General features: G+C 68.1%; 9 protein-coding genes. All 9 read left to right on the plus strand.

The window, feature by feature from the left end:
* The first annotated feature begins 36 nt into the window (after positions 1-36).
* The 9 genes from GO606_RS06770 to GO606_RS06810 all read left to right on the plus strand — a co-directional run bounded on the left by GO606_RS06770 (position 37) and on the right by GO606_RS06810 (position 12,002).
* Complete coding sequence (locus tag GO606_RS06770) at positions 37-849, plus strand: SDR family NAD(P)-dependent oxidoreductase (RefSeq protein ID WP_169118413.1); 813 nt, start codon at positions 37-39, stop codon at positions 847-849.
* A gap of 38 nt (positions 850-887) precedes the next feature.
* Positions 888-2,027, plus strand: a complete 1,140-nt coding sequence (locus GO606_RS06775) for an acyl-CoA dehydrogenase family protein (protein ID WP_169118365.1) — start codon at positions 888-890, stop codon at positions 2,025-2,027.
* A gap of 103 nt (positions 2,028-2,130) precedes the next feature.
* Entirely contained in the window at positions 2,131-2,952 is an 822-nt protein-coding gene (locus tag GO606_RS06780) for a universal stress protein (RefSeq protein ID WP_246979421.1), read from the plus strand.
* Between the two features lie 33 nt (positions 2,953-2,985).
* On the plus strand, positions 2,986-3,735 hold the full coding sequence (locus tag GO606_RS06785) for an electron transfer flavoprotein subunit beta/FixA family protein (protein WP_169118364.1): 750 nt from the start codon (positions 2,986-2,988) through the stop codon (positions 3,733-3,735).
* Positions 3,736-3,737: 2 nt separating this feature from the next.
* Entirely contained in the window at positions 3,738-4,703 is a 966-nt protein-coding gene (locus GO606_RS06790) for an electron transfer flavoprotein subunit alpha/FixB family protein (RefSeq protein ID WP_169118363.1), read from the plus strand.
* A 659-nt stretch (positions 4,704-5,362) separates the two neighbouring features.
* Positions 5,363-6,754 (plus strand): DcaP family trimeric outer membrane transporter, encoded by a 1,392-nt coding sequence (locus GO606_RS06795; protein WP_169120487.1) that lies wholly within the window; start codon positions 5,363-5,365, stop codon positions 6,752-6,754.
* 208 nt (positions 6,755-6,962) lie between these two features.
* Complete coding sequence (locus GO606_RS06800; protein WP_169120485.1) at positions 6,963-7,844, plus strand: DMT family transporter; 882 nt, start codon at positions 6,963-6,965, stop codon at positions 7,842-7,844.
* Between the two features lie 390 nt (positions 7,845-8,234).
* Positions 8,235-10,250 (plus strand): 3-hydroxyacyl-CoA dehydrogenase/enoyl-CoA hydratase family protein, encoded by a 2,016-nt coding sequence (locus GO606_RS06805; protein WP_169120483.1) that lies wholly within the window; start codon positions 8,235-8,237, stop codon positions 10,248-10,250.
* Positions 10,251-10,373: 123 nt separating this feature from the next.
* A complete protein-coding gene (locus tag GO606_RS06810) occupies positions 10,374-12,002 on the plus strand; it encodes an AMP-binding protein (protein ID WP_169120481.1) in 1,629 nt (542 codons plus the stop codon).
* Positions 12,003-12,088 lie beyond the last annotated feature (86 nt).

Raw genomic sequence — 12,088 nt, forward strand, 5'->3', positions numbered from 1 at the left:
ATGCCGAAGACAACGACTGCTGACAGGAGACTCATGATGAAGATCGAAGGCATGGCTGCGGTCGTGACCGGCGCCGGTTCCGGCCTCGGCGCGGCGACCGCCGGCGCGCTCGCGCGGGCAGGGGCCCGCGTCGCGCTGTTCGACCTCGACGACGCGGCGGCGGTGGGGGTTGCCGAGCGAACGGGCGGCTTCGCGGTGCGCTGCGACGTTGCCGACGCCGCGAGCGTCGCCGACGCGCTCGCGGCAGCTGCGGTTCGTCATGGCCCCGCTCGGATCGTCGTGCATTGCGCGGCGATCTCGATCGGCCGCGTGCCGCTCGTCGGCGGCGATCCGGCCGAACGATTGACGAAATTCGCGCGACAGCTGCGCATCAACCTCGATGGCGCGCTCAACGTACTGAGTCTCGCCGCCGACGCGATGCGCGCGCTCGCGCCGCTCGACGACGGCGAGCGCGGCGTCGTCGTCAATACCGCGTCGGTCGCCGCGTTCGAGGGGCAGGCGGGCAGCGCTGCGTACTCCGCATCGAAAGGCGGCATCGCCGCGCTGACGCTGCCGGCCGCGCGCGAGCTCGCGCCGCTGGGCATCCGCGTCAATGCGATCGCGCCCGGCATCTTCGACACCGCGATGATCGCCGGCCTGCCGGACTACGTGCGCGACCTCTATCTCGCCGACTGCGTGTTCCCGAAACGCTTCGGCGCGCCCGACGAGTTCGCCGAGTTGGCGCTCGCGATCGTCGCCAATCGGATGCTCAACGGCGAGGTGATCCGCCTCGACGGCGCGATGCGGCTGCCGGCCGCCGCCGATTTTTTGCACCGCGCGGGCGTCGTCGCCGCGCCCGACGCGAACTGACCGGCGGCTCGCCGCCTTCAATACACAAGGATTCCGCCATGAACAAGTACCTTCTGACCGACGAGCAGCTCGCGACCTGGGATGCCGTCCGCAAATTCGCCCAGGAGCGCATCGCGCCGTTCGCGAAAGAGATCGAGGACAGCAACGAATTCCCGCGCGAGATCTTTCGGGAGATCGCCGAGCAGGGCTACCTCGGTGCGGCGCAGTCGCCGGACTACGGCGGCGCCGGCTGCGACGCGGTGACGCTGTGCCTGATCCTCGAAGAACTATCGAAAGCGTCCGGCGCCGTCGGCAACTCGTTCAACACGCACGTGAGCCTCGTCACCGAGCTGATCGGCACGCACGGCACGCCGGCGCAGAAAGACAAGTACCTCGGTGCGCTGATCGCCGGCCGCAAGTTCGGCGCATTTGGCTTGACCGAGCCGTCAGGCGGCTCGAACGCCGGCGCCCCCCTCACGCGCGCGGTCCCCGACGGCGGCGACTGGGTGCTCTCCGGGTCGAAAGCCTTCATCACCAACGGACCCATCGCAGACATCTTCGTCGTCACCGCGAAGACGCCCAACGGCGTGTCCGCGTTCATCGTCGAGCGCGGCATGCCGGGCTCCGAGGTCGGTCCGCCGGACCGGAAGATGGGCATGCACGGTTCGCCGACATCGTCGCTGTACTTCGACGAGGTGCGCGTGCCGCACGCGAACATGCTCGGCGCCGAAGGCACCGGCTTCAAGAAGTTCGCGCAGGCGCTCGACCGCGGCCGCATCAACGTCGCGTCGCTGATCGTCGGCCTCGCGCAGGCCTCCTTTGATGCGGCCGTCGCCTATGCCCGCGAGCGCGAGCAGTTCGGCAGGCCGATCGCCGCATTCCAGGGCGTGCAGTTCCCGCTCGCGGAGATGGCGACCGACATCGAGGCGTCGCGCCTGCTGGTGCTCAACGGCGCGCGGATGTACGACGCCGGCCTGCCGATCAAGCTCGAATCGTCGATGGCGAAGTACTTCGCCGCGGAAGCCGCGCTGAAGATCTGCGACACCTCGATCGCGATCCACGGCGGCTACGGCTACTACTGCGACTTCCCGGTCGAGCGCTACTTCCGCGACGTCAAGTGCTACCACATCGCCGAAGGCACGAGCCAGATCCAGCGGCTCGTGATCGCGCGCGAGACGGTCGGGAGGTATCCGCTGTGAATTTCGTCGTCCGACACTGCCGCGGGTCCGGCTCGCACCGAGGTATGCGCTGCATGCATCCGCCGTTGCCGGCCGCAACCCATCGCACGGAGGAGGGCAGCGTATGCCGTCGCGACCGCTGAAACGGCTGATGGTCCATCTGGACCAGGGCGAGCGCTCCGCCGTCCGACTCGCGCTCGCGGCCTCGCTCGCGTACTCGCACGCCGCGCGCCTCATCGGCGTGTTCGGCCAGCGCGCCCAGCCGCAAAGGATCGGCGTCGTCGCGAACTGGCCGAGCCCGGAATACGAGGAAGCTGCGGCCGACAATCGCCGCGCGTTTGCGGAGGCGACCGAAGGGCTGCCCGACGTCGAGTGGCACGACGTCAACCGGGGCAGCGACGCCGAGCTGCTGCGCCGTATCACGGATTTCGCGCGCTACGCGGATCTCGCGATCCTTGGCCAGCACGACGAGTCGGCGCGGCCGCTGACGCCGCCGGATCTCGCCGAGGAGGTCGTGCTCGGCTCCGGACGTCCGGTACTGATCGTGCCCTACGCCGGCAGCTTCGCCGAGGTCGGGCGCCGGCCGCTGATCGCGTGGAATGCGTCGCGCGAATCCGCACATGCGGTGGGTGACGCGCTGCCGCTGATCGCCGGCTGCGTCGAGGCCTCGGTCGTCTCGCTCGACATGCGCCACGAGCATGCGGACGCCGGCTGCGAACGGCTCGCCGAGCACCTCGCGTGCCATGGCATCCGCGCGAACACCGAGGCGCTCGTCGTCGAGGACGTCGGCGTCATGGACGTGCTGCTGAGTCGCGTATCCGACGTCGGGGCCGATCTGCTCGTCATGGGCGCGCATGCGCCGACCGCGGTGCCGTTCGTCAGCGCGGGTGCGGGGACCCGGCACATCCTGCGCCACATGATCGTGCCGGTGCTGATGTCAAACTGAACATTCATTTATTCGAACTGTGGAGACAACGCGATGAAAGTGCTGGTACCGGTGAAACGCGTGGTCGATTACAACGTCAAGGTGCGTGTCAAGAGCGACGGCACCGGCGTGGATATCGCGAACGTGAAGATGTCGATGAACCCGTTCGACGAGATCGCCATCGAAGAGGCGGTCCGTCTGAAGGAAGCAGGGATCGCCACCGAAGTGGTGGCAGTCAGTTGTGGTGTTGCGGCCTGCCAGGAGACGCTGCGCGCGGCGATGGCGATCGGCGCGGACCGCGGCATCCTCGTCGAGACCGACGTCGAACTGCAGCCGCTGGCCGTCGCGAAGCTCTTGAAGGCGCTGTGCGACAAAGAAGCCCCGCAGCTGGTGATCTGCGGCAAGCAGGCGATCGACGACGACTCGAACCAGACCGGCCAGATGCTGGCTGCGTTGATGAACTGGCCGCAGGCGACCTTCGCGTCGAAGCTCGTCGTTGCCGGCGGTGCTGCGAGCGTCACGCGCGAGATCGACGGCGGCCTCGAAACCCTCGAAATCAAGCTGCCGGCGGTCGTCACGACCGACCTGCGCCTGAACGAGCCCCGCTACGCGACGCTGCCGAACATCATGAAGGCGAAGAAAAAGCCGCTCGACACGGTCAAGCCCGCCGAGCTCGGCGTCGATGTCGCACCGCGCCTGGCGACGCTGAAAGTCGTCGAACCGGCGAAGAGGAGCGCCGGTGTGCGCGTCGCCGACGTCGCGCAGCTCGTCGACAAGCTCAAGAACGAAGCGAAGGTGATCTGACCATGGCGATTCTGGTTATTGCTGAACACGACAACGCGAGCCTGAAGGCCGCGACCCTGAACGCCGTGGCCGCGGCCATCGAGCTCGGCAAGGCGGCCGGAGGCGAAGTGCATGTCCTCGTCGCGGGCACGAACTGCGCCGCGGCCGCGGCAGAAGCCGCGAAGCTCGCCGGCGTGGCCAAGGTGCGCGTCGCCGATGCCGCGCACTACGAGGCGCAGACCGCCGAGAACGTCGCGGCGCTCGTCGTCGCATCAGTTGCAGATGAGGCCGGCGACTACTCGCACCTCGTCGCCCCCGGCACTTCGTACGGCAAGAACGTGACGCCGCGCGTGGCAGCGCTTCTCGACGTCGCGCAAATCTCCGACGTCGTCGCGATCGAAGCGGCCGACACTTTCCAGCGCCCGATCTACGCGGGCAACGCACTGGCGACCGTCAAGAGCGCCGATCGCGTGAAAGTGCTGACGGTACGCACGACCGCGTTCGAAGCGGCCGCAGTGGCCAACGAAGGCACGGCCGCGGTCGAAGCGCTCGCCGCGGGGCCCGACCTGGGGGTGGCGAAGCTCGTCGGGCGCGAGCTGACGAAGAGCGCGCGGCCCGAACTGGGTGCGGCGAAGATCATCGTCTCCGGCGGCCGGGGCTTGGGCAGCGGCGAGAACTACCACAAGCTGCTGGAACCCTTGGCCGACAAGCTCGGCGCCGCGCTCGGCGCCTCGCGCGCCGCGGTCGACGCCGGCTTCGCCCCGAACGACTACCAGGTCGGCCAGACCGGCAAGATCGTCGCGCCGCAGCTCTACATCGCGGTCGGCGTCTCCGGCGCGATCCAGCACCTGGCGGGCATGAAGGACTCGAAGGTCATCGTCGCGATCAACAAGGATCCCGAGGCGCCGATCTTCCAGGTCGCCGACTACGGGCTGGTCGGCGATCTGTTCGAGGTCGTGCCGGAGCTGACCGGCGAGCTCTCTGCGTAACTGCCCCCGCTACTCGGGCGTCCTCCGACTTCAGCGGCATTCGTTCCCTCTCCCTTCGTGCCGCCGGAGCTTGTCCGGCTCGACGGCCCACCGCCGCGAGCCGGGCCCTTTTTGCTTGAGTTCCCGTCCCGCATAGAGCGGGAGCGCTCGAGTCCGGCCTCCGTTCGCCGGCGTGCGGCAGACGAAGTCGATGCCCGAATTGTTCCATTCCTATCCTTCGCGCGGCATCCGAGCGTCGCCGTCTCTGTGCACCGCGGAGACAATCAGACGCTCACCGCTCATCGACAAGTTACCTGCAATTCCGGGAGTTGACGCGTCACGTCGGCTCCACGTCGGCACGTCCGTCAGATTGTCGGCGACGCTTCCCGACCCCCGCCCCCGAACGTAGCAGGATGCACGAACTGTCCTAGTGATGGCCCGATTCTGGCCGGCTTTGCGTCCTTCCCCGTCGCAGAATCAGTCTCGCTGAATGAACGTGCAGTTTGCGCCCGACGCAACCCAAGCACGAGGAGGAGACATCGCCCGCTGAGCGGCCCGGCCAGGCCAGACATGCGAGCGGCCCGCCCCGGCCGGCTCCGCGCGGACGGCTGCCCGCGGTGCCGCCGCCGAATCCAAAGCATTCACCCAAAAAGCCTCACCACACCACCAGGAAGGACACCATGAAGACAGCTCACCGGTTCGCCCGCCGCTCCGCGGGCCTGTTTGCCGCCGTGCTGGCGGCCTCAGCCGCCCCGGCGTTTGCCGACGAGACCGACAAGGCGCAAATCCGCGAACTCGCAGCGAAGATCGAGGCGTTGCAGGCGCAGCTGAAGGCGATCGTTGATCAGCAGAACGCTGCCCCGGCCGCGCAGGCTCCATCCGCCGCCGCGGTCGTGACCGAAGGCGCGCTGCCCGGCTCGTTCAAGATGCCGGGGACCGAGACGTCGGTGAAGATTGGCGGCTTCGCGGCGCTCGACATTGTCAAGGATTTCACCGGCGGCGGCATGGGCGGCGCGGTTGCGCAGCCGCAGTCGATCGCGTTCGACGGCTCGCCGAAGTCGGAACGCGACGGGCAGCTGTCGATGACCGCTCGGCGCAGCCGGCTGTACCTGCGCACGCTGACGCCGACGCCGCTCGGCGACGTGCTGACGCACATCGAGGGCGACTTCATCGGTAGCGGCGGCAACGAGCTCGTGACGAACTCGTCGTCGCCGCGGCTGCGCCACGCGTACGTCGAGCTCGGCCCGTGGCTTGCCGGCCAATTCTGGACGAACTTCGCCGACCTCGCGACGTTCCCGGAGACGGTCGATTTCCAGGGCGGCCACGGCATGGCGCAGGCGATCCGCCAGCCGCAGCTGCGCTACACGAAGAAGTGGGGCGCGCACGAATTCGCCGCGGCGATCGAGAACCCCGAGGCCGACATCGTCGGCATGTCGGTGTCGAGCTTCAACCCCGGCGTCGGCCCGGTGCCGACGACGCACGTCGACGAGCTGCCGGACCTGACCGCGCGTTACGCGTTTTCCGGCCACTGGGGCCGCGTCGCGCTCGGCGGCGTCGCGCGCAAGCTGTCGATCGACAACCGCGGCGCGGGCGCGATCGGCGGCTTCGTCGGCGACGACAGCGTGACTGCGGGCGGGCTGATGCTCGCCGGGCGGATCAAGACCGGCGGCAAGGACTCGATCCAGTTCGGCATCGAAGGCGGGCGCGGCCTCGGCCGCTACATCACCGGCGCGCCGATCCCGACCGCCGCGGTGATGTCGGACGGCAGCCTGAATGCGGTGAAGTCTTGGGGCGCGATGCTCGGCTATCAGCATCACTGGAGCCCGACGTTGCGCTCGAACGTCACCTACGGCCAGGTCCGCCTCGACAACCCGCATCCGGCGATGCCGAAGACCGCGGTGAGCCGCGTCGACGCGCTGTTCGTGAACTTGATCTGGCAACCGATTCCGCGCGCGCTCGTCGGCATCGAATACGTTCGCGGCGAAGTCGAAAACGACGAGCCGAAGACCGCGACGCTATCCAACAAGGGGCGCGCCGACCGGTTGGGGGCGACGGTTCAATATCACTTCTAGCCAAGCCAGGCGCGATCGATCGGCGTGCGCGCGCAGGAACGCGGCGGGTCCGGGATGGCTGTCCTGGGCCCGCCCGAACGGATCGGCACCAAGACCCGACCAAGCGGATATGCTGCCGCTGACGCACCCATCCCGGCCGGAAGACCTCCCGGCTGTGCACCCACCGTCGTCGGCCGAGGGCCGCGCGACCGGCCGAGGATCCGAATCCGTGAATGCTTCCGCCGCCCATCATCCCGTCCGGGGCATCCTCTACATGATGGGCGCGCTCGCGCTGTTCGCGCTGCTCGACACGATCTCGAAGAGCCTCGCGTCGCGCCACCCGGTCGCGGTCGTCGTCTGGGGGCGCTACTTCGCGCATTTCCTCATCACTCTCGTCGTGTTCCTGCCGCGCCACGGCACGGCGCTCTTCAAGACGCGCCGGCCCGGCCTGCAGGTGGTGCGCGGCATGACGCTCCTCGGCACGACCGGCGCCATCGTCATGGCGTTCCAGCACATGCCGCTCGCCGAGGTCACCGCGCTCGTCTTCGTCGCTCCCTTCCTCGTGATGATGCTCGCGGTCGTCTTCCTCGGCGAGAAGGTCGCGCCGTGGCGCTGGCTGCCCGTCGTCGTCGGCTTCTCGGGCGTGCTGCTGATCGCGCGCCCGTCGGGCTCGGCCTTCAACGTCGGCGTCGTGTCCGTGCTCGCCGGCGCGTGCTGCTACGCTGTCTATCAGATCCTCACCCGCAAGTTGAGTGCGGTCGACCGCTCGGTCACGCAGCTCTTCTACGCCGCGCTCGTCGGCGCAGCGACAATGTGCGTGCTGGTGCCGTGGTTCTGGGTGCCGGGTGCGCTCGACCTGCGCGACTGGCTGATGATCGGCTCACTCGGCGTGCTCGGAGCGAGCTCGCATCTTTTGATGATCATGGCGCTGCGCGCCGCACCGGCGACGACGCTGAGCCCCTTTACCTATGCGCAACTGGTTTGGGCAACGCTGCTCGGATGGTTGGTGTTCGGGGATTTTCCCGGCAGCATGTCGCTTGCCGGGATGCTGATCATCGTTGCGTCGGGCGTCGTCGTCGCGTACTCGGAGCGGTTCAATCGGAAGGCATGAGTCCGCGGTGCATCGGCTGCGAAAAGGACGTGAGCAGGTTCTCGGTTTTCGACTGGGCCTCACGGCCTGCAAACCGTCCCCCGCGAGGGGGCCATCGACCCGACATGGACGCGCCTGGTGGCGTCAATTCTGATCGCCCCTGCCGCCGCGCCCCCTGTGGCGCTGGCGGACCTCTTGCCCGACGACCGCGTCGGCGCTGCGTCGCGCGGCACACTCAACCCCTTTTTCGGTTTGCCGCTACCGCGCCGTTCGCATGGATCGCGTTGGCGTTGCGTTTGTGTCGAAGAGTACGGGATACTGTATACATAAATATTGGAATCGCTGCGATGCCGTCGGGACTCGCGGCGTGACTCCGGACAACGCCAATCATCTACCAAAGGAAACTCGTTCATGGCCACTTCCTTCGCCAATCCTTTGCTCGCGGCGCCTTCGCGTCCGCTGCCCCGGTCGGTCGCCGTCATCGGGGCCGGCACGATCGGGCCGGACATCGGCTACTACCTCAAGAGCGCGCTGCCGGACCTGAAGCTCACCCTTGTCGATGTCTCGCAAGCCGCGCTCGACCGCGCGCTGCAGCGCTTCCACGACTACGCGGCCAAGGCGGTTGCGAAGGGAAAGATGAGCGAAGCCGAGGCCACCGCGGTGACCGCGAATCTCGCCGGCACGCTCGATTACGGCGACATCGCCGACGCCGACTGGGTGCTCGAGGCGGCGACCGAGAACATCGCGCTGAAGCGCCGAATTTTCGCCGACGTCGAAGCGGTCGTGCGACCCGATGCGCTGATCACGTCGAATACCAGTTCGCTGCCGGCCGCGCAGATTTTCGCCGAGCTGCGCCACCCCGAACGCGCCACCGTGACGCACTTCTTCGCCCCGGCATGGCGCAACCCCGTCGTCGAAGTCGTGCGCTGGGAGAAAACCGACCCGGCAGTCGTCGAATACCTGCGCTGGCTGTTCTGCAGCACCGGCAAAGTGCCGCTCGTGACCGACGACGTCGCGTGCTTCATGCTCGACCGGATTTTCGACAACTGGTGCAACGAGTCCGCGCTGCTGCTCGAGCGTGCGACCGCAGCCGAGATCGACACCGTCGCCGCCGAGTTCGTCCATGCCGGCCCGTTCTTCGTGCTGAACCTCGCGAACGGCAACCCGATCATCACCGAAACGAACACGCTGCAGGCCGAGATCGAAGGCCCGCACTACACGCCCGCGCCGGTCTTCCGCTCGGTCGATCGCTGGCTCACGGTCGCCCCCGGCAAGTCGGTGACGGTGTCGCCCGAAACGGCCGACGCCGTGCGCGAGCGCCTGCTCGGAGTGCTGTTCTCGCAGAGCGCGGATATCCTCGACCGCGGCATCGGCGAACCGGCGGATCTGGATTTCGGCTGCCGCCAGGCGCTCGGATTCCGCAAGGGACCGCTCGACCTGATGCGGGACCTCGGAGACGACGCGAGCGGGCGCATCGTCGAACGCTTCTGCGCGGAGCGGCCGGGAATGCCGGAGCCGCGGCGCGCGTTTGCCGCGTACCAGGACTTCCTGCGCCACGTGCTCGTCGATGACGTCGACGGCGTCAAGGTCATCACGCTGCGCCGGCCCGAGGCGATGAACGCGCTGCACGACGAGATGACGGACGAGATCCTGTCGGTGATCCGCCGGCACGAACACAACCCGGAGGTGACCGGTTTCGTCATCACCGGCTACGGCAACCGGGCGTTCTGCGCCGGTGCCGACATCGGCCGCTTCCCGCGCCTGCTCGGCGACGCGGCAGGCGCGGCGCAGTACGCGCGCGACTGCTCGCGCCTCCTGGTATATCTGGACAGCATGAAGAAGCCGGTTGTCGCCGCATTGAACGGCATGGTGCTCGGCGGTGGCTTCGAGCTCGCGATTCGCTGCCACGGCATCGTCGCGTTGCAGGACGCGTGGATGCAGCTGCCCGAAGTGACGCTGGGCATCGTGCACGGCATCGGCGCGATGGTCGTGCCTTACCGGCGCTGGCCGCAGGCGTCGAGCGAGTTCAACGGCATGCTGCGCCGCGCCGAGCGCCTCAAGGCCGTCCGCGCGCTCGAACTCGGCGTCATCGACGAACTCGCCGACGACTACCCGGGGCTGGTGCGCGCGGCGGTCGCGCGGGTCAGGGCGCTGTCCGGCAAGGTGGCGGGGATTCCGAACGGCGCGATCGACATCGCCCCGCTCGACCGCATCGAGCCGAAAGCCGCGAACGGCCAGGTGCTGAGCGCCGAAGTCATCCGCCTGATGGAGTCCGCGATCCACGAAGCGGCCTCTGCCGGCACGCTCGACGAGGCGCTGGAAGTCGGCTATCGCGCGTTCGGCGAGAGCGCCTGCACCCCCGCCGCGCGCGAAGGCATCACCGCGTTCCAGGAAAAGCGCAAGCCGGACTTCACGAAGACGCCGTAAGACCAGGCCCGGATGTTTCGCCCGCCCCGCTCCTTTCGCGAGCGGAGGCGGGGGGTACACGCCCACGTTTTGTGCCTTGTCCGACGGCTTCGGTCACCCGTCCGACTGATGCGAGGAAATGATATGACGGCTCACGTTGATACGTTCGCGCGCGACAATCTGCCCCCGGTCGCGCAGCAGCCCGAATTCCTGTTCGACCTTCCATCGCTGCAGTTCCCGCCGCTTCTGAACTGCGCGACCGAGTTGCTGGACCGCTGGATCGAGCGGGGTCAAGGGGATCGGACCTGCCTGCGCGCGCCCGGCCGCAGCGACTGGACTTACGCCGATCTGCAACGGCACGCGAACCGCATCGCGCATGTGCTGGTCAGCGATCTCGGCGTCGTCCCCGGCAACCGTGTGCTGCTGCGCGGGCCGAACAACCCGATGATGGTCGCGTGCTGGTTCGCGGTCATGAAAGTCGGCGGCATTGCGGTGACGACGATGCCGCTGCTGCGGGCGAAGGAGCTGGGCCAGGTCATCGACAAGGGCCGCGTCACGCATGCGCTGTGCGAGCACGCGCTGCGCGCCGAACTCGAGGAGGCCGCGCGCGCGCATCCGACGCTTGCGCAGGTGCGTTTTTTCAACGACCCGTCCGGCACCGGCCTTGAAGCGCACATGGCGCACCATTCCGGGCATTTCGACAACGTTGCGACCGCGGCCGACGACACCTGTCTCTTTGCCTTCACGTCGGGCACGACCGGTCAGCCGAAAGCGACGATGCATTTTCATCGTGACCTGCTCGCCAGCTGCGCGTGCTGGCCCGAACACGTGCTGAAAGCGCGCGCCGACGACGTGTTCATGGGCAGTCCGCCGCTGGCGTTCACCTTTGCGCTGGGCGGCCTGGTGTTGTTCCCGATGAGTGTCGGCGCCTCGACCGTCCTGCTCGAGCAGGCGTCGCCGCCGCAGCTGCTCGACGCGATCGGCGAGTTCGGCGCGACGGTCCTCTTCACCGCACCGACGTCGTATCGCGCGATGGCCGAAGGCGCCCGCGAGCGGCGGCTCGGCGCACCGCAGGGCGGGCCGCTGAAGAAATGCGTGTCCGCCGGTGAAGTGCTGCCCGCGGCGACACGCGCGCTGTGGAAGGACGCCACCGGCATCGAGCTGATCGACGGTATTGGCGCGACCGAGATGTTCCACATCTTCATCTCGGCCGACGAAGCCCATGCGCGACCCGGCGCCACCGGCACCGTGGTGCCCGGCTACCGTGCCCGCATTGTCGATGAGGCCGGGCGGGAAGTGTCGCCCGGCACGCTGGGCCGTCTCGCGGTGAAGGGGCCGACCGGCTGCCGCTACCTCGACGATCCGCGGCAGGCCGACTACGTCAGGCACGGCTGGAACTACACCAGTGATGCCTACATCATGGATGCCGACGGGTACTTCCATTTCCAGTCGCGCGTCGACGACATGATCGTGTCGGCCGGCTACAACATCGGGTCCCCGGAGGTGGAAGACGCGCTGCTGCAGCATCCGGCCGTGGCCGAGTGCGCGGTGATCGGCGTGCCGGATGCCGAGCGCGGGCAGATCGTCAAAGCCTACGTGGTCGTGAAACCCGGCCACGAAGCAGGCGCTGTGCTCGTCCGGGAACTGCAGGACTACGTCAAGCGCACGATCGCGCCGTACAAGTACCCGCGCGCGGTCGAGTTCCTCGACCAGCTGCCGCGCACCGAAACCGGTAAGCTGCAGCGGTTCCGGCTGCGCAATCCCGCCCCCTGAACGGAACAGCGACAGCAGGGTCGCATGACGGCGCCGAGCGGCCGCCGCAATTGCCGCCAATCCATGGAACGACGGGAGGAGATGAG

Origin of the sequence: Aromatoleum anaerobium, from assembly GCF_012910705.2 — a bacterium.
GTDB classification, from domain to species: Bacteria; Pseudomonadota; Gammaproteobacteria; order Burkholderiales; family Rhodocyclaceae; genus Aromatoleum; species Aromatoleum anaerobium.

Excerpts from the sequence above, each read along its gene's own strand:
- GO606_RS06810 (WP_169120481.1), top strand. The coding sequence starts at position 10,374 with ATGACGGCTCACGTTGATACGTTCGCGCGCGACAATCTGCCCCCGGTC.
- GO606_RS06790 (WP_169118363.1), top strand. The coding sequence starts at position 3,738 with ATGGCGATTCTGGTTATTGCTGAACACGACAACGCGAGCCTGAAGGCC.
- GO606_RS06770 (WP_169118413.1), top strand. The coding sequence starts at position 37 with ATGAAGATCGAAGGCATGGCTGCGGTCGTGACCGGCGCCGGTTCCGGC.
- GO606_RS06780 (WP_246979421.1), top strand. The coding sequence starts at position 2,131 with ATGCCGTCGCGACCGCTGAAACGGCTGATGGTCCATCTGGACCAGGGC.
- GO606_RS06785 (WP_169118364.1), top strand. The coding sequence starts at position 2,986 with ATGAAAGTGCTGGTACCGGTGAAACGCGTGGTCGATTACAACGTCAAG.
- GO606_RS06805 (WP_169120483.1), top strand. The coding sequence starts at position 8,235 with ATGGCCACTTCCTTCGCCAATCCTTTGCTCGCGGCGCCTTCGCGTCCG.
- GO606_RS06775 (WP_169118365.1), top strand. The coding sequence starts at position 888 with ATGAACAAGTACCTTCTGACCGACGAGCAGCTCGCGACCTGGGATGCC.
- GO606_RS06795 (WP_169120487.1), top strand. The coding sequence starts at position 5,363 with ATGAAGACAGCTCACCGGTTCGCCCGCCGCTCCGCGGGCCTGTTTGCC.